17 protein-coding genes are annotated in these 18,055 nt (G+C 60.8%); 9 read left to right on the forward strand and 8 right to left on the reverse strand.

The window, feature by feature from the left end; translation table 11 throughout:
• Positions 1-71: 71 nt before the first annotated feature.
• Entirely contained in the window at positions 72-419 is a 348-nt protein-coding gene (locus tag DX908_RS01300; protein ID WP_116390663.1) for an Hpt domain-containing protein, read from the forward strand.
• Here DX908_RS01300 and fni read toward each other — a convergent pair.
• Positions 410-1,441, reverse strand: a complete 1,032-nt coding sequence (fni, locus tag DX908_RS01305) for a type 2 isopentenyl-diphosphate Delta-isomerase (protein ID WP_116390664.1) — start codon at positions 1,439-1,441, stop codon at positions 410-412. The two genes, DX908_RS01300 and fni, sit on opposite strands and share 10 nt — an antisense overlap.
• A 126-nt stretch (positions 1,442-1,567) precedes the next feature.
• On the opposite strand from fni, the gene DX908_RS01310 reads away from it, so the two are divergent.
• Positions 1,568-2,485 carry a polyprenyl synthetase family protein gene (locus tag DX908_RS01310; RefSeq protein WP_116390665.1) on the forward strand — a complete coding sequence of 306 codons (918 nt, stop codon included), beginning with the start codon at positions 1,568-1,570 and terminating at the stop codon, positions 2,483-2,485.
• Positions 2,486-2,497: 12 nt separating this feature from the next.
• Here the strand turns inward: DX908_RS01310 and DX908_RS01315 are convergent, their stop codons facing one another.
• Complete coding sequence (locus DX908_RS01315; RefSeq protein WP_116390666.1) at positions 2,498-3,250, reverse strand: endonuclease III domain-containing protein; 753 nt, start codon at positions 3,248-3,250, stop codon at positions 2,498-2,500.
• A 123-nt stretch (positions 3,251-3,373) separates the two neighbouring features.
• Here DX908_RS01315 and DX908_RS01320 point away from each other — a divergent pair, with 123 nt between their 5' ends.
• Entirely contained in the window at positions 3,374-3,934 is a 561-nt protein-coding gene (locus DX908_RS01320) for a cytochrome b (protein WP_116390667.1), read from the forward strand.
• Positions 3,935-3,937: 3 nt separating this feature from the next.
• Here the strand turns inward: DX908_RS01320 and trmFO are convergent, their stop codons facing one another.
• The gene (trmFO, locus tag DX908_RS01325) at positions 3,938-5,320 is read right to left on the reverse strand and encodes a methylenetetrahydrofolate--tRNA-(uracil(54)-C(5))-methyltransferase (FADH(2)-oxidizing) TrmFO (RefSeq protein WP_116390668.1); all 1,383 of its coding nucleotides are present in this window, start codon (positions 5,318-5,320) and stop codon (positions 3,938-3,940) included.
• Between the two features lie 279 nt (positions 5,321-5,599).
• Between trmFO and DX908_RS01330 the strand changes: the two genes are divergently transcribed.
• From DX908_RS01330 to DX908_RS01340, 3 genes are all read left to right on the forward strand, one after another.
• On the forward strand, positions 5,600-6,733 hold the full coding sequence (locus DX908_RS01330) for an alpha/beta hydrolase (RefSeq protein ID WP_158548402.1): 1,134 nt from the start codon (positions 5,600-5,602) through the stop codon (positions 6,731-6,733).
• Between the two features lie 66 nt (positions 6,734-6,799).
• Entirely contained in the window at positions 6,800-7,975 is a 1,176-nt protein-coding gene (locus DX908_RS01335) for a hypothetical protein (protein ID WP_158548403.1), read from the forward strand.
• A 102-nt stretch (positions 7,976-8,077) separates the two neighbouring features.
• Positions 8,078-8,545: a Cif family virulence factor gene (locus DX908_RS01340; RefSeq protein ID WP_158548404.1), complete on the forward strand. Its 468-nt coding sequence runs from the start codon at positions 8,078-8,080 to the stop codon at positions 8,543-8,545.
• On the opposite strand, the gene DX908_RS01345 is transcribed toward DX908_RS01340, so the two are convergent.
• The 5 genes from DX908_RS01345 to DX908_RS01365 form a co-directional block, all read right to left on the reverse strand.
• Entirely contained in the window at positions 8,539-8,856 is a 318-nt protein-coding gene (locus tag DX908_RS01345; protein WP_116390672.1) for a hypothetical protein, read from the reverse strand. The two genes, DX908_RS01340 and DX908_RS01345, sit on opposite strands and share 7 nt — an antisense overlap.
• Positions 8,857-8,902: 46 nt before the next feature.
• Complete coding sequence (uvrA, locus tag DX908_RS01350; RefSeq protein WP_116390673.1) at positions 8,903-11,824, reverse strand: excinuclease ABC subunit UvrA; 2,922 nt, start codon at positions 11,822-11,824, stop codon at positions 8,903-8,905.
• A gap of 79 nt (positions 11,825-11,903) precedes the next feature.
• The gene (locus tag DX908_RS01355; protein WP_116390674.1) at positions 11,904-12,491 is read right to left on the reverse strand and encodes an exopolysaccharide biosynthesis protein; all 588 of its coding nucleotides are present in this window, start codon (positions 12,489-12,491) and stop codon (positions 11,904-11,906) included.
• 40 nt (positions 12,492-12,531) lie between these two features.
• Positions 12,532-14,724, reverse strand: coding sequence for a TonB-dependent receptor (locus DX908_RS01360; RefSeq protein ID WP_116390675.1), 2,193 nt, complete (start codon positions 14,722-14,724; stop codon positions 12,532-12,534).
• 103 nt (positions 14,725-14,827) lie between these two features.
• Positions 14,828-15,115, reverse strand: coding sequence for a hypothetical protein (locus tag DX908_RS01365; protein ID WP_116390676.1), 288 nt, complete (start codon positions 15,113-15,115; stop codon positions 14,828-14,830).
• Positions 15,116-15,319: 204 nt separating this feature from the next.
• Between DX908_RS01365 and ssb the strand changes: the two genes are divergently transcribed.
• The 3 genes from ssb (at position 15,320) to DX908_RS01380 (ending at position 18,054) form a co-directional block, all read left to right on the forward strand.
• Positions 15,320-15,796: a single-stranded DNA-binding protein gene (ssb, locus tag DX908_RS01370; protein WP_116390677.1), complete on the forward strand. Its 477-nt coding sequence runs from the start codon at positions 15,320-15,322 to the stop codon at positions 15,794-15,796.
• Positions 15,797-15,813: 17 nt separating this feature from the next.
• Entirely contained in the window at positions 15,814-16,590 is a 777-nt protein-coding gene (locus DX908_RS01375; RefSeq protein WP_116390678.1) for a 16S rRNA (uracil(1498)-N(3))-methyltransferase, read from the forward strand.
• Between the two features lie 90 nt (positions 16,591-16,680).
• Entirely contained in the window at positions 16,681-18,054 is a 1,374-nt protein-coding gene (locus tag DX908_RS01380) for a glutamate--cysteine ligase (protein ID WP_116390679.1), read from the forward strand.
• Position 18,055: the final 1 nt, after the last annotated feature.

Raw genomic sequence — 18,055 nt, forward strand, 5'->3', positions numbered from 1 at the left:
AGCCCAGCATGCAACGGCTTCTTAAGACTCCTCGGCGAACATGACGAACAAATGGCAAAGGCAGGAATGGTATGGGCCAGCTCTCGATGATCGATGTAAAACACCTCGACCGTTATGTTGCGGGTGATCGGGCATTGCGCGATGAAATTCTCGCGATCTACGAGGAGCAGGTTGAAACCTGGGTCAGCATGCTGGACCCGACCGCCGGTGATGATGCCTGGCGGGATGCCGCACATGCCCTTAAAGGCGCCAGCCGTGGAGTGGGGGCATGGGAGCTTGGCGATCTCTGTGCCAGCGCCGAAGAAATGATTGGCGGCGCAGCGGATGTCACCAAGCGGTCTGAAGTCGTTACGCGCCTTCGCGAAATCCTGACCGCCACGATTGACGATGTGCGCCGTCTGCGGACGGTTCAAGTCTGAGCTTCGAGCTTAGCCTGTCTGAGGGCTGCAAGGCCCGATGACCCCGTCACAAAACAGGTCACTTTCAACGTTTCAATGAGCCGGGTGAAATGCCCGATCACTTCGTCTGTGCTGTTGACGGCTGCGCCGAGTGTGGCGGCCGCTTGACCGACTATGTCAGCTCCCAGACGAATGGCTTTTGCCGCCTCGACCCCATCACGAATGCCGCCTGAGGCGATCAGCGTCGCCTTGGGGGCCATAAGCCGCGCGTCGTGAATGGCTTTCGCGGTCGGGATGCCCCATTCGGTGAAGGCGGCAGCCAGCGCTTCGTCCGCCTTGCCGCGATAACCCTCGACCCGTGCCCAGTTGGTGCCGCCGGCGCCGGCGACATCGATCGTGCAAACGCCCGCCCCGACGAGGCGATTTACGACCTGTGCGGAGAGACCAAAGCCGACTTCCTTCACCGCAATAGGCAAGCCCGCACGGCAGAGCCGCTCAATCCCCTTGAGAACGCCACGCCAGTCTCGATCGCCGCCCGGCTGAATCGCTTCCTGGAGCGGGTTAAGATGGATGAAGAGCCCATCCGCCTCAATCATGTCGATTGCGCGGCGGGCAAGATCGACGCCTTCCTCGCTCCGGATCTGGGCCGCGCCGAGATTGCCAATCAGCGGCACGGACGGCGCAAGTTTCCGTAACTCCCGCGTCATGCCGGCCGAACCCTGTTCTTCCAGCGCGATCCGCTGGGAGCCAATGGCGAAAGCAAGGCCGAGTTCCTCGGCGGCTTCGGCGAGATGACGATTGATGCCCTCGGCATGATGCGGCCCGCCGGTCATCGAGCTGATCAGGACGGGCGCTTTTATCGCGCGACCGAACAGCTTCGCTGAGAGATCGATCTCATCGAGCGAGAGTTCGGGCAGCGCGTTGTGAATGAAGCGGATGCGCTCAAATTCGGTCGTCAGTTTCGCAAAACCGACATCCTGGCCGAGCACGATGTCGATATGATCCGATTTGCGCCGGGCGATATCCGGGGATTTGTCACTCATGCGCCTAGTCTTAGCGCGGTGCGGGGGGCGGCGTTAAGAGGCTGTGCGGCTTTGCCTTTATGTCCGCTTCGCGGCATATTGGGGACTGGCGAGGAGAGCCGCCATCTGGCGGGAAAGACCTGATTGATGAGTGTTTCCATCATGGTTGGGAAAAGCGGGGACAATCCGGCGACGCCGGATTTCCAGCAGATGCGCGATGCCGTGGAGACGCGGCTTGGCGACATGGTGCCGCCCGGCACGGGTCCAGCAGAAGCCGCGCGCCACAGCCTGCTTGCGCCCGGCAAGAGGTTGCGCGCGATTCTGACCATGATTGCCGCCGAGGAATGCGGCGGTGACGCCCGATCCGCGCTCGATGCGGCTTGCGCTGTTGAAATGGTGCATACGGCCAGTCTCGTTTTCGATGATCTGCCCGCGATGGATGATGCCGAGCTGCGCCGGGGGGTGAAGACCCCGCATGTGCTTTACGGGGTAGACGTTGCAATTCTGGCCGGGATCGGTCTTCTCAATGGCGCTTTCGGCGCGATTGCGGGGTCGGTCAGCCTGAATGATGCCCAGAAGACAAAGATGACGCGGATCCTTTCCGATGCGGTTGGATGGTCGGGTCTTGTTGGTGGGCAGGCACTCGATCTCACCTCAGGGCAGAATGCCGCCAGCCTTGAAGAAATCCATGACGGCAAGACAGGTGTTCTTTTCGAGGCGGCCGTTCTTTGCGGGGCCGTCGTTGGAGATGTATTCGAAAAAATGGAGCCCGGATTTCGGGCTTATGCGACGTCACTTGGGCGGGCCTATCAGGCCTTTGACGATATTCTCGATCAGGTGGCTGATGACCGGCTGGCTGGCAAAAGCACGGCACGCGACGACGGCAAGCTGACCGCCCTGACTGGCAAAGAGGGGCTTGAGGACGCGCTGGGGAGTGCTGCCCAGCATCTTGATGCGGCAAAACTGGCCCTGCCGGTGCCTGCAAATCAGGCCTCGCCGCTGCGTCTCTTTGCAGACAGCATTTACGAGCATTTCAAGACGACCTTCGCCAAAGCCGCAGGTTGAACCGATAAGTCCTTAAGCGGAGCGTTTAGCCGCCCATGCCTGCCGGGCTTCGGCGCTGGGAAAGGCGAGGACTTCGGCGACGTGACCGCTCGACGGACAAAGTGTCATCAGCGGGCAGCGCTGACAGGCAGGCTTGCCGCGCTGGCAGACAGTGGCTGCGAGACGCCCCAGTCCATGAGAGAGGCTGGCCATCTGGGCACCGGACCAGTCAGCCGGGGCACCTTCCATGACTTCACGCGGGACCGCTGAAAGAGGGGTGCCCTGCGGGCAGAGCCCGAGCCGCCGCATCGGGCGCACATTCTCGCGGTCAACAGCGAGTGACGGACGCTCCAAGGTTGAGAATGCAAGAACGGCGGACGCCACCGACAGGCTGACACCGGGCAGGGCGGCAAGCCAGATGCGCGCCGCGTCGGTCGACATCTCCGCCAGATGGTCGAGATCGAGCTCGCCATGCTCGGCTTCGATCGCTTTGAGAATTTCGGGGATGGCCCGCGCCTTTTTCTCCCGGTCCGGCAGGCCGATAAATAGCGCCTCTAGGTCGCGCGGCTCGGCATCGCGCAAGCGCGCCCAGCTGGGATAGACCGCCTGAAGCCGGTCAAAGACAGCCAGCCCCACCGAGGGAGCTGCGCCCTGCGCCACCACCATGAAGATGAGTTGCCGCATGGCATCGCGTTTGTGCCGGGTCGCCCGTCCATAGGACCGCTCGAGGCGGTCGAGGATGACGGGCAGGTCCGCATTCTGGGTAAATGTGAGCGACGTTTGCATGAGTCCATCATAGTGAACAGAAAAAGAACACGCAAGATGTTTCTTTAATGTTCTCCTCTTGCCTTGCGGATGAGGGCTCAGTAGGTCTCGTTCTGATAATAGCTCGCAACAAACCGGACGCCGATGCTCAAGAATTCTCGCGCCGCCTATGGCTGGATCGCCATCGGACTTCACTGGATCTCCGCGGTCGGGGTGATCACGATGTATGTGCTCGGCGAGAGGATCGAGCATGCGAAAGAGGACGGCGCGGCACGCGAGGTCATTCTCTCCGCGATCCGGCTTCACCAGTCGATCGGCGTCCTGTTCCTGTTCTTCCTCGCCGCCTTCGTCATCCAGTTTTTCCTGCAGAAAAGACCGTCCGAATACGAACAGCATCCCTATCTGGTGCTGTTGTCAAAATGGGTGAAGCGGCTCTGGATCCTGATGATCTGCTGTCAGATCCTGACGGGGCCGTTCCTTGCCTGGACGGGCGGGCGGCCTTTGCGGGTCTTTGACTGGTTTGTGCTGGAAAGCCCGATGGAGCGGATCGGCTGGCTGCATGAAGGGCTTGAGACGATTCACGCCTATGCGCCGAACCTGTTCTGGCCACTGATCGTTCTGCATGTCGTCGGGGCGCTCAAGCACCTCGTCATCGACAAGGATGGCACGATGAAGCGAATGATCTGGCCGCAGAAAGAGGCGTAGCGGTCAGGCTGCCTTTGCCTGACCGAGCCATTGGGCAAGGTCTTCGAGGGCTCGCGCGCTCATCAGCCTCTTCTTGGCACGGCCTTTTTCCTTGCCGCGCAGGCGCTTGCCCTCAGCGTCACGGGACGGCGCGGTCATTTCCGGGAAGAGGCCGAAATTGACATTCATCGGCTGAAAGCTGCCCTTGCCGCCATCGATATGGCCTTCGGTGATATGGAAGTGGAGGGCCCCGAGCGCGGTCGTGCGCGGCGGAAGGGACGGGGTGCCGCCCTTGGCTTCGGCCGCCGCAAAACGCCCCGTCAGCAGCCCGATAGCAGCGCTTTCAAGATAGCCCTCAACGCCCGTGATCTGCCCGGCAAAGCGCAGGCCCGGCCGTGATTTGACGGCAAGGTCAGTCCCGAGAATCTTCGGCGAATTGAGGAAGGTGTTCCGGTGAATGCCGCCGAGACGGGCGAATTGCGCATTCTCAAGCCCCGGTATCATCCGGAAGACCTCCGACTGCGCCCCATATTTCAGCTTCGTCTGGAAGCCCACCATATTATAGAGCGTGCCGAGGGCATTATCCTGCCGCAGCTGGACGACCGCGTGAGGTTTCACGTCCTTATGCGGATTGGTGAGGCCGACCGGCTTCATCGGCCCGAAGCGTAAGGTCTCTCGGCCCCGTTCGGCCATCACCTCGACCGGCAGGCAGCCCTCGAAATAGGGTGTGTCTTTTTCCCAGTCCTTGAACTCGGTTTTCTCGCCCGCGATCAGCGCATCGAGAAAGGCGTTATACTCACCCTCGTCCATGGCGAGGTTGATATAGTCTTTGCCCGTCCCGCCGGGGCCCGGCTTGTCATAGCGGGACTGGAACCATGCCTTGTCGAAGTCGATCGATTCCTTATGGATGATCGGCGCGATGGCATCGAAGAAGGCGAGGTCATCGTCTCCGGCAACTTCCTTGATCGCATCGGCGAGCGCGCCGGAGGTGAGGGGGCCGGTCGCGATGATGGCATTGCTCCCGGGCTCGGGCAAGGCGGTGATCTCCTCACGGAGGATCGTGATGTTCGGATGCGCCTCAAGCGCGTCGGTCACGGCCTGGGAGAATCCGTCCCGGTCAACGGCGAGGGCTCCGCCGGCGGGCACCTGATGGGCGTCCGCGCATTTGAGGATCAGCGAACCACAACGCCGCATCTCTTCATGAAGGAGGCCGACTGCGTTGGTTTCGGCATCATCCGAGCGGAAGGAGTTCGAGCAGACAAGTTCCGCGCAGAGCCCAGTCTGGTGCGCGTCGGTGCCTTTGACGGGCCGCATTTCGTGAAGGGTGACGGTCGCGCCAGCTTCGGCGGCCTGCCAGGCGGCCTCTGACCCTGCAAGCCCGGCGCCAATGATCGTGATATCTGTCATGGCGCCTCAATAAGGGCGGCAGGCCTCCGGTTTCAATGGGGTCAATCGCGTGACAGTCATTGCAGGCCATTCTTGGCGAAAGAACCGAAATGACCGAGAAGGGCGACACTCAGGATCATCCCGGAGGGGTTCATGCGGATTTCACGATTGTCACGCTTGCTCGTGTTGGCCTTTCTGGCTGTCCTTGCCGCCTGTCAGACAACTGGAGACATGGCGCCACCACCCCCACCGCCGCCTCCACCGATGGCACCACCCCCGCCACCGGAGCCTGAACCCGACATGATGCCGGCGCCAGAAGATATCGAGCCATCTGTTTCGGCCTGCCTTGTGGATGAGAGCTGTCAGGCCGTGAACATCCTTTTCGGCTCCAACCGGCAGATCATTTTCGGCAAGGAGCTTGAGAGCTTCAACCGTTTCGGCAGCACGCCGGAGACACCCTTCACCATGCTGAATGGCCGCCGCCTACTGCTTGGCGATATCACAGTTACGGTGCCGAAAAAGCGCGAGATCGGCACGATCAGCCGGCCGCCCGAGATCGCCGGCAAGCGCCTTGGCTTTGCGCTCGATCCCAAGAAACACTTCGTCTTTGTCGACTATGGCTATCTTTCCGAAGAGGAGTTCATGGCGACGCTGGCCGATAAGGACAGCGCCTTCATCTTCGTGCACGGATTTAACGTCAGTTTCAAAAGCGCCGCGATGCGTGCCGCACAGCTCAAGGTCGATGGCGAGTTTGACGGACAGGCGATGATCTATAGCTGGCCTACCCAGCAGCATAGCGGGGTCAATGCCGCGCCCGCCTATCGCGCCTCCCGCGAGGAAGCAGAGGCCGCAAGGCGCTATTTCCGGCAGTTCCTCGACATGGTCCGTCAGGATACGGACAGCCAGAACATCCATATCATCGCCCACTCCATGGGCAATTACATGATGATGGAAGTGCTGGCGGCGCTGGCCGAGGAAACCGAGGAAGAGGGCGAGCAGTTCGGCCAGATCATCTTTGCCGCGCCGGATGTCGACCGCGACCGCTTCATCGAATGGGCAGAGCAGATCGACGGGCTGGGCCGCGGCATGACGCTTTATGCGTCAAAGCGCGATGTCTCGATGGATATCTCCCGCCAGCTCTGCCGCCTCCAAAGCGGGGAGGCCTGCGGACCGCGCGCAGGGTTCGTGCCTGAGGACGGACCGATCACCCTGACCAATGCGACGCTCGACACGCTCGATGTCTCGAACCTGCCGGACCGGAGTTTCACCCCGCTTGATGAGCACGATTATTATGGGGGCGATCTCTATATCCTGAAGGATATCGGCAAGCTGATCCGCACAGGCCTTCGCGCGCCGCGCGAGGATTTCTGGGAAGAGGAAGGCGGCGGGCCGAATGGCCGGTGGTGGCGCGTGCCGGAAATCTTCCGGCAATAGGCAGAAACCTTGGCTCAATAAGCCGTGGACAGCGAGCGAGGCTGCCTATAGCCTCTTACCGGTGGTATGAGTTCGGGGGCACAGGACGTGATGGGGCGGCCGCATCTCTCAATCATGGGTGTGATCTATGAGGCGCTCGGCTTTGCCGGGGGCCATTTTGGCACCGTTTTGCGCATTGCATGGCTGCCGCTCGTCCTGATCATGGGGCTCGAATTTTATCTCAGCTATCAGGAGATCCTGCCGCAGGGCGCCGCCATGCAGACGGGATTCGTGCTGGAAAAGGGCTGGATCACGCGGGTTGCCGATGTCGTCTTTGCGCTGGGGCAGGGCAGTTTAGATGCCTTTTGGGGCGCCGCCTGTAGCTCGATGAACATGAACGGCTTTGGTGGTGGTTCCGCCAATTGCGGCGGGTTTGCTGCGGTCAAAGACCTCTTCGCCTCGATCAATCCATATGTGTGGCTGATCTTTATCGCCGCCATCCTGCAGGCGAGCGTTCTCGTCTCCCTGACCCGTTATGCCGCCGGGGTCGAACGCCCGCATCACCGCTCCCTGCATTTGAGTTTCGGGATCAAGCATCTCCTCTTCATCGTGACCGCGGCGCTGAGTTTCACCGGCGTCGTTTTTCTCGCGACCCGGCTTTATGGGCTCGCTGCAAAAATTACGACGCCTGCGATTGATGCGCTGTTGAGCACCAAGACGGTCGAGATCGCGAGCGGCGGAGGACTTCACCCGGAACTTGGCCCGACGCATGAGCCTTTCGAGGGGCTCAATACGTTAATCGATGCAGCGGATGGCTGGCTCGGCACTCTGGGGCTCGGGATCGGGACCATCGATCTTGTGATCTTCCTGCCATTTGCGTTGGTCTCGCTCTATCTGATCCTGCGTTTGCTCGCCTGGCCCTATCTTGTGGCGGCAGGGAGTGGGGCGCCGCTCCAGCGGTCGCTGGCGCTGTCCAAGGGGCTTAACGTGCTGGGCCTGTTCGTCATTGTCGTTTTGTGGATCGTTCTGAGCACTGCCACGCTGTGGGTGACGACATGGAGCCTGCATTTCATTTTCGGTTTCCTCTGGAATGGCGCGGCGAGCCTTCTATCGGGCCTTGAGGGGTTCAACCCGAACACGGGGCTAGGCTTCTGGGTCGAATGGATCATCCGGATCATGCTCGGCGGCATTCTGATCGCTATTCAGGCATTTCTTGTCGCGCTGCAGGCCGGGATGGGTGGCGCGCTCGTCCATCGTGCCTAAATAGACTGGCACCGGACCTCACCAATTCTTCATCACAGAGAAGGGCCGGATCGATGGCCCAGACGGCCCGTCAGGGCTAGTCTTCCTGCGGAGGAAATGCCGATGTTCAAGAGCCTTTTCATGTCCGTTGCGACGATCTGCGCGATGCCGGTCGACCGGGAGGCGGATGAGGAAAAGATTGCGACGATCAAATCGGAGGTCTGGCCCTCCCTCTACCGCAATCAGGATGTCGAAGGCTTGGGTGAATTCCTTGCGCCATCCTTCGTCAATCTGGGGCCGGACGGTTCCGCCGAATCGCGTGAACAATCCCTCGCCTGGGTTGCAAGCCATGAGTGGAACCCTGAGAATTTCACTTATTCGATCGAGCGCTTCGACTGGTTCAGTGACGACCTCGTGCTGGTCAGCGGCAAGGGGCGGTCGGACCGGACCGATGAGACGGGCGAGCCCTGCCGACATGAATATTTCTCTTCCAATCTGTTACGCCGCACCCCGGAAACCGATCTTGGCTGGCAGGCACTGAACAGCCATGTCTCCGGCATTGGCTGCGAACCGGAAGATCGGGATCACTGATAATTCTGTTCACGGATCAGATTTCCGTCATGCTCTCTGGGGCGGGTCAGCTTTAAAGGATCGGCGATAGGGCCGGGCAAGCTGTCCTCGGCTGTGATGATACGCGCGTTGATCTCAGAGTTGCGCTCACGCCGGCGCCGGATCCACCGGCGGAACTGGCGGCTGCCGATGATCAGGAACGTCACGCCCGGCAGAAGCAGCACAAATCCGAGCGGCACCGGGGAAATCGAGACCACCAACCCAGGAATGAGGAAAATCAGTCCCAGCAGAATAAATACGGCTTTGCGCGCTTTTAGACGTTTCTGGCCCATAAAGAATGAACCAATAAGACCCGCCGAAGTTCCGTGATCCCTGCCGTCAGGCGGCTTTGCGTTTCTTCGTCGTGCGCTTTTTCGCTGTCTTTTTGGTCGCCGTCTTACGGGCCGGTTTGGCGACCCGGTCGAGGATCGGCGCGAGGAACTGGCCGGTATAGCTATCAGGGTTATCCGCAACATCTTCGGGCGTACCCGTTGCGATGATCTCGCCGCCGCCATCACCACCTTCGGGACCAAGATCGATGATCCAGTCAGCCTGTTTGATGACGTCGAGATTATGCTCGATGATAACGACCGTATTGCCGTTATCGGCAAGTTCCTGGATCACTTCCATCAGCCGGCGGACGTCTTCGAAGTGAAGGCCCGTTGTCGGCTCATCGAGGATATAAAGGGTCGAGCCGGTCGCGACTTTCGAGAGCTCCTTTGCCAGCTTCACCCGCTGGGCTTCACCGCCCGACAGGGTCGTCGCCTGCTGACCGACCTTGATATAGCCGAGCCCCACGCGGTTGAGCGTGACGAGCTTGTTGCGGATTGAGGGGACAGCGGAGAAGAACGCGGCGCCTTCCTCGACCGTCATGTCGAGGACGTCGGCAATCGACTTGCCCTTGAACTCGACTTCGAGCGTCTCGCGGTTATAGCGGCGCCCCTTGCAGACATCGCAGGTGACATAGACGTCGGGCAGGAAGTGCATCTCGATCTTGATGACGCCGTCGCCCTTGCAGGCCTCGCAGCGCCCGCCTTTCACATTGAAAGAAAAGCGCCCGGGCTTGTAGCCGCGCGCCTTTGACTCCGGCAGCTCCGCATACCAGTCGCGGATCGGCCCGAACGCGCCGGTATAGGTCGCAGGGTTCGAACGCGGGGTGCGGCCGATGGGCGACTGGTCAATATCGATGACCTTATCGAGCTGGTCGAGGCCGGTGATATCCTCAAATGTTCCGGGGACGGCCTTTGTGCCCATCAGCTTGCGGGCTGCGGCCTTGTAGAGCGTCTCGATGGTCAGGGTCGATTTGCCGCCGCCCGAGACACCGGTGACGCAAGTGAGGAGCCCGACCGGGAACTCAGCCGTCACGTCTTTGAGGTTGTTCGAGGACGCGCCCTTGATGGTCACGACATGTATGGGATCGAAGACGCGGCGCTCCTCGGGCACGGGCACGAGCCTGCGGCCGGCGAGGTAATCGCCGGTGATCGAGTTCTTGTCCGCCATGATCTGTTTGGGCGTGCCTGAGGCGACGATCTCGCCGCCATGGACACCTGCGCCGGGGCCGATGTCGATGACATGGTCCGCCGTGCGGATCGCATCCTCGTCATGCTCGACGACGACAACGGTGTTGCCCAGATCCCTCAGCTGCCGGAGGGTTTCTAGCAGGCGGTCATTGTCGCGCTGATGCAGGCCGATCGATGGCTCATCGAGAACATAGAGAACGCCCGTCAGACCGGAGCCGATCTGGGAGGCCAGCCGGATGCGCTGGCTTTCCCCGCCCGATAGTGTGCCCGACGCCCGGCCAAGGCCGAGATAGTCGAGCCCGACGGAATTGAGGAAATGCAGTCGGTCGCGGATTTCTTTCAACACCCGGACGGCGATTTCAGCCTGTTTCTTAGAGAAGGTCTTATCGATATCGCGAAACCATTCATCCGCATCCCTGATGGATTTCTGGGAGACGTCCGAAATGGAAAGACCACCGATCTTCACCGCCAGCGCTTCTTCGCGCAGCCTCTGGCCGTCACAGGCATCGCACGGCGTGTTGGACTGGAATTTCTCCATCTCCTCACGCACCCATGAGCTATCAGTCTCGCGCCAGCGCCGCTCAAGGTTCGGGATCACGCCTTCGAAAGTCTTGGTCGTGTCATAGCGGCGCACGCCGTCATCATAGACGAACTGGACCTTCTCGCCGCCCGTGCCGAACAGGATCTTCTTTTTCTGGGCCGCCGTCAGGTCACGCCAGCGATCCTCAACCGTGAAGCCATATTTCTTGCCGAGCGCTTCGAGGGTCTGGGTGTAATAGGGGCTCTGGGTCTTCGACCACGCCGCAATCGCGCCCTCGCGGAGCTTTTTATCCGTATCCGGTATTACAAGATCGGCATCGAACTCCATCCGCGTGCCAAGTCCGTCACAGGTGGGGCAGGCCCCCTGCGGTGAGTTGAAGGAGAAGAGCCGCGGCTCGATTTCCTCAATCGTGAAGCCCGAAACCGGGCAGGCGAATTTTGCCGAGAAGGTCAGTTTCTCGGGCTCACCCTTCTTGCCGCCATCAGCGCTTTCCGCGACGGCCAGGCCATCGGCGAGATCGAGCGCGGTCTCGAAGCTTTCGGCGAGACGCTGCTCCAGCCCCGCTTTGACGACCAGCCGGTCAACGACGACATCGATGTCGTGCTTGAATTTCTTGTCGAGCTTTGGCGCGTCGGCGATGTCGTAGAACTCGCCATCGATGCGGACCCGCTGGAAGCCTTTCTTCATCAGCTCGGCGAGTTCCTTGCGATACTCGCCCTTCCGTCCCCGGATCATCGGTGCGAGCAGGTAATAGCGCGCGCCCTCCGGCGCGGCCATCAGCCGGTCGACCATTTCCGAGACCGTCTGCGCGGTGATCGGCTCACCCGTCGCCGGAGAATAGGGCACGCCGACTCGCGCCCAGAGAAGGCGCATATAGTCGTAGATCTCGGTCACCGTCGCGACGGTCGAGCGGGGGTTTTTCGAGGTCGTCTTTTGCTCGATGGAGATGGCGGGGGAGAGGCCCTCAATCTGGTCAACATCGGGCTTCTGCATCAGCTCAAGGAACTGGCGCGCATAGGCTGAGAGGCTCTCGACATAGCGCCGCTGGCCCTCGGCATAAATCGTGTCGAAGGCGAGAGAGGATTTCCCCGAACCTGAGAGGCCGGTCACCACCGTTAGCGCATCGCGCGGCAGCGAGACGGTCACGTTTTTGAGGTTGTGCTCCCGCGCGCCGGTAACGGTGATCTCTTTGAGCGACAAGGATGGCCTCCGCGATGGGTGATGAGTCGGTCTGTCCGTAGCGCCATTGGCGCTTTGGAACAATAGAAGAACATAATGTTCATCTCATCAGGAAGTAGCTACCGGCGGCGATGCCTGCAATGGCCAGCGTGAGGCCCGCCAGAACCAGCGCGCCATCTCGCAGGAGGAGCGACAGGCCGAAAAGCGCGATTGCCGCCATTGGGATCGTGCTGGCAAAGGGAATGAATTCGAGCGGCGGGACGGTCAGAGCGAACAGTATACAGATGAGTGCGACCACACGGTCCCATCCGCTCTGTGTGAACCATTCCAAACGACCGTGAAACCAGTTGTCGAGGCGACGTGCGACAGGACGTAATGCGCGGCTCGCCTGCATCAGACGGTCATGACTGATACGGCGGCGCTGAACAAAGCCCGGCAGCCAGAGATGCCGCTGGCCCATCAGGATCTGAACGGAGAAGAGAATGATCAGCCCGGCGAGAAATGTCGGCACGCCGGGAATGCCGCCGATCGGGGAGATCTCAATCAGGGCAGGCAGGAGGAGGGCCGGGCCATAGGTCCGGTCCCCCAACTGATCGAACAGCCAGCCAATGCTGACTTTGCGTTCATTTTCGTGACGGCGCTCCAATGCATCGAGAAGAGCGCCGACGCTTTCGATTGTGTCTGCCATGGAAAAGGAACGGACAGCGGCCCGCTCCGGTTCCGGCAGATCAGAACCGGTAGGTCACCGAGAAGCGAACATTCCGGCCCGGCAGCGGCACTTCATCCTTGAGGAAGGAGGTATGCACCCGTGCCTCCTCATCGGTGGCGTTGAGCAGAGCCGCGCTCAAAGTCACATTCTCGAAATCCCGGAACGGTGTGACGTCCGCATAAAGATTGACGAGTGTGTAGCTGTCGGTCGGCAGCTCGAACTCGGTCACCTCGTCCTGTTCCGCCGAATATTCGATCTCGCCGCGAAGGAAGAGACGCTCGCTTTCGGCATTGACCCCGAGCGTTGCGCCGAAAGGCGGAATGCGCGGCAGGGTGTCGCCGCCATCCACTTCGGCATCGACATAGTCGATGACAGCATCACCTGAAATCATGAATGCTCCGGCTTCGGCCAGTTTCGCATCAGCTTCGATTTCAAAGCCGGTGAAGACCGCATCGGCTGCCGTGAACTGGAAGGCGGCAAGCTCACCGAATTCCTCCAGCTCTTCCTCATCCATCTCGCCTTCGGCCATCAGGATATCCGCCCCGGTCAAGCCGGTATCGGCTTCGTAAACGTAATCCCGATAATCCGTGTAGAACACGTTGAGGGTCACGCCGGCACGCGCATTGTGCATGCGCAGGACGCCCTCGATACCGGTTGCGACTTCTTTGCCGAGATTGATATCGCCAATCTCATACTGACCGGTCGCAAGGTGCGGGCCGTTCGAGAACAGCTCTTCAGTCGTAGGCGCACGTTCCGTCCGGTAGCCGGTCAGGCCCGCCATGACATGATCGCTGAAGTGATAAGCTGCACCAACCGAAGCGCTATAGGCGTCAAAGGTCTTGACGAGGCCTAGGGTCGGGTTGCTCTGCTCGGTATTCTCATAACGCAGCGCGCCCTCGGTATGCCAGGGACCGGACTCCCATTCCTGGAAGGTGTAGATGCCGTATTGCTCGGTCTCACTCGGAGGCACGAAGGCTTCCTCGCCGATGGCCGAGAAGTCACGTTTGCGGATCTGGATACCGCTGGCGCCGCGCCAGCCATTCCGGGTCGTCTGGACGAGTTCCAGCCGAACTTCATGGCCTTCATTCGAGAAGACGGTGCCCGGTTCGCCGGGGCCTTCAAATTCCGTATGCTCATAATCGGCAAAGCCGCCGAAGAGCTGGACGGCTTCGAACGGGCCGGAGAGGAATTCGAACCGGCCATTGAAGTCGATCCTGGTCTGATCGAGCTCGATGAAGACGCCGCCTTCCTCGTGGCCGTGCTCTTCCTCTTCGTGATCTTCCTCTTCTTCATGCTCTTCTGCATGGCCGTGACCATGATCATGGCCCGCCGGAATACCGTAAGTCGTGCCCGAGCTCTTGGCCGCAATGGCAAAGAAGCCGCGCTCGCCGATCAGGGAGAGACCACCCGTGAAGCTTTCTGTTTCAGCGAAGGAGTTCTCGAGCGTATCACGGACTTCTTCCTCTTCCTCGTGATCGTGATGTTCCTCCTCTTCTTCTTCGTGCTCGTGTTCCTCTTCTTCCATGGCGCGGAGGAGGGAAGATTCAGCAAAGCCCGGAATATCGTAGTCGCCGGCCTTGCGCAGCGCGAAGCTGGCGTGACCGACGAGGGAGAGATCGCCGAAAGTGCCGAGTAGGAAATTGGCACCACCGGCAGTTTCCGACCCGTCATCGACCGATGTGACACCGCCGCGAATAGCGCCTTCGAAACCGTTCTCAGGGACTTCGGACGGCAGTCGGCCATCGATCACATTGACGACACCGCCTGAGCCCGAGCTGCCATAACGCAGAACAGACGTGCCGCGGATGATCTCGATGCGCTCGGCAAGTGCCGGTTCGACAGCCACCGCGTGATCAGGACTGGCCGAAGACGCATCGATCGAGCCGATCCCGTTATCGAGAACTCGGATGCGGTCGCCGCCTTGGCCCCGGATAATCGGACGGGAGGCACCGGCCCCGAAGAATGTTGTCGAGATCCCAGGCTCACGGCGCAGGGTTTCACCGATCGTCGCTGCCGCCGAGCGGGCCAGCTCTTCACCGCTCAGCACAGACGTACCAGTCAGGATTTCGTCTTCAGTCTCGGCAAAAGGGGCCCCGGTCACGATGATCAGGTCTTCGGGTTCAGAGGCGGTTTCGTCTTCCTGTGCGAATGCAGGTACCGCGGCGGACAGGACAGACAGGGCGCAGAACATGCGCAGTTCAGACTTCTTCATGGATTCGCTCCGTATGATGAGAACCACCGGACGCGAAATGCGGGCTTCCCTCACGGAGCCCACTCGTCAGCGTACCGGCCAAATTTAATGGTAAGGTAGGTTCTCAGCTCAGCGGAGGCGCACGGCCCGGTGGTGTCACCGTGACCGTCGGGATCAGAAGGGCTTTCTGGACGAAGCTGCAAGTTGCCGCCTCAAAACGCGGCAGGATAAGCAGGACGACTTCAGGCGGCACATCCCAGTCATCATCATGACGGTCGCCCGCCTTGGAGATCAGACACTCAGTTCCCTGGTGCTCGTGCGGTCCGTCGCCATACTCAGTCGCGTGCGCAGCCGTCACCGTTTGCATGGTGAGGATGAAGAACGACAGAAGGATGGCGAGAGCTCTGCTCATGGCCGTTACGTAATCACAGGCTCTCTGGATGTCGAGTGACCGAATAACCACGGTGGGCTGCAACTTGCCCTTGTGATCGGGCCGGGATATCGCTACCTCTGGAACAAATATGAAACATTGGGGAAAAACCACCGCTACGGGCGGGTGGCGGGAGTAGAGGTAAATCCCTTAAGCGGGTTGCCTTGATCGAAGGAGTGAAGAGCCATGGCCGGCAGCGTCAATAAAGTCATTCTCGTGGGCAATCTGGGACAGGATCCGGAAATCCGGTCCTTCTCCAATGGCGGCCAGGTGGCAAACCTGTCGATCGCGACATCCGAAAGCTGGAAGGACAAGAATTCTGGTGAGCGTCGTGAGCGCACCGAATGGCACCGCGTCGCCATCATGTCTGAACCGCTCGTCCGGGTGGCCCAGAACTATCTCAAAAAAGGCTCCAAGGTTTATATCGAAGGCCAGCTTGAGACCCGCAAATGGCAGGACAAGGACGGTAATGACCGGTACACGACCGAAGTCGTGCTGCGGCCCTTCCGCTCCGAGCTGACCATGCTCGACAGCCGTGGCGGCGGCGACAATATGGGCGGCGGCTATGGCCAGCAGATTTCCGGCGGCAGCGGCGGCATGAATGAGGATCGTGGTGGCGGCGGGGGCCGGGACTTCGAACTCGACGACGAAATCCCGTTCTAAGCATCGCCTGAGGCCAGATGGCGAAACCACCGCCGAGACTGTTCCTTCCTTCCGATTTGGAAGCGGGAGCTGGCCTGCCACTTGATGGCGCGCGCTGGCATTACCTTCACAATGTCCTGCGGCTTGGGGAGGGGGACGAGGTCCTCCTCTTTAATGGCCGTGACGGGGAATGGCGCGCCCATATTCAGGGGGCGGAGAAACGCCGCGGCGCGGTGACGCTAAGCGTCCAGACCCGAGAACAGGTTACGGTACCGGACCTCACCCTGCTGTTTGCGCCACTCAAGAAAGATCCGACCGAGCTGATCATCCAAAAGGGGACAGAACTCGGTGTCCGGAGCTTCCAGCCCGTCGTGACCCGGCGCACCCAGCTTGCCAAAGGCGGGCTCAAAGCCGACCGGCTTGAGATCATTGCGATGGAAGCCGCCGAGCAATGCGAACGGCTTGACCTGCCGCAAATCGCCGAGCCCGTCCCTCTGGAGGCAGCGCTTGATGCCCTGCCATCCGGCACCCGGCTCGTCTTTTGCGACGAAGCTGGAGATGCGTCCGATCAGCGCTGGGGCGGCGAACACGGCCGGGCCACGCCCATGGCCACCCGGCTGGCGGATGCCGAGACTGGCGGCCCCTGGGCGCTCCTTATCGGTCCCGAAGGCGGCTTCAGCCCCGAGGAACGGGCCATGCTGCGGGAACGTGACGGCGTGCTCGCCGTCTCGCTCGGCCCCCGCATCCTGAAAGCCGAAACCGCCGCGATTGCGGCCATCACAATCCTGCAGGCCCATCAGGGTGACTTCCGCTAATGCCCCCCTGCCGATTTCTGGTGACCGGAGTGCTTCCTCTTTGCGGCCGAACGGCCTAGAGGCGCGTGATTGAGCCGGAGGAGAGGGTGCATGACCCAACTCGACGCGAGTACAAGAGGCGATCTTCCGCCCGTCGAAAGTGTGAGTGAGCTGTCTGCCTATCTTGCCTCCGGCGCCAAGCCGAAAGCCGATTGGCGCATCGGCACCGAGCACGAGAAATTCGGCTTCCTGACCGATACGCTCGCGCCCCTGCCATTCTCCGGTGAGCGGTCGATCGAGACCGTCCTCGCCGGGCTTTCCGACCGTTTCGGCTGGGAGCGTCTTTATGAGGGCGACCATCTGGTGGCGCTCAAAAAGGATGGCGCCTCGATCACGCTGGAGCCCGGCGGGCAGTTCGAGCTCTCCGGCGCGCCGCTCGAGACGATCCACCAGACCTGTAATGAGGTGCACACCCACCTAGCCGAGGTGAAGGCCGTCTCCGATCCTATGGGGGTCGGGTTCATCGGACTCGGTGCTGCACCCGGCTGGTCGCGCGACGACATGCCCAAAGTGCCGAAAGGCCGTTACGGCATCATGCGGGCCTATATGCCCAAACGCGGTGACCTTGGCCTCGACATGATGCACAGGACCGCGACCGTACAGGTCAATCTCGACTTTGCCGATGAAGCCGACATGGTGGCCAAGTTCCGCACCTCGCTGGCGCTGCAACCGCTGGCAACGGCGCTGTTTGCCAATTCTCCCTTCACGGATGGAAAACCGAATGGTTTCCGGTCGTGGCGGGCGCATATCTGGACTGATACCGACCCTGACCGGACGGGCATGCTCGATTTTGTCTTCGAGGACGGCTTCGGGTTCGAGAGGTACACCGAATATATGCTCGATGTGCCGATGTATTTCGTCTGGCGCGACGGTGAGTATATCGACGCGACGGGGTATTCCTTCCGCGACTTCCTCAAGGGCGAGCTGGCCGTCGCGCCGGGTGTCCGGCCGACCATCGAGGACTGGAAGGATCATCTCTCAACCGCATTCCCGGAAGTCCGCCTCAAGACTTTCCTTGAGATGCGCGGCGCGGATTCAGGGAGCTGGGGCCGTATCTGTGCGCTGCCCGCCTTCTGGGTCGGGCTCCTCTATGATGCGGAATCGCTCAGCGGTGCATGGGATCTCGTCAAGGACTGGACACCGGAACAGCGTGCCCAGTTCCGCCTCGATGCCGCCGAAAAGGGCATGCATGCCGAGATCGCCGGGCGGCATCTGCGGGAGCTGGCGCAGGACGTGCTGGCGCTCAGCTCCGCTGGCCTCAAACGCCGGGCCCAGCTCGATACGGGCGGCACGGATGAACGCGGCTTCCTTGAACCTCTGCAGGAGATCTCACGGACAGGGAACAGCTTTGCCTGCACCCTGATGCGCGATGTCAAGGAAGCCGGAGGCGATATCTCGGTCCTGTTCGAAAAATACGCTTTTTAGC

Origin of the sequence: Parvularcula marina (assembly GCF_003399445.1) — a bacterium.
GTDB lineage: Bacteria > Pseudomonadota > Alphaproteobacteria > Caulobacterales > Parvularculaceae > Parvularcula > Parvularcula marina.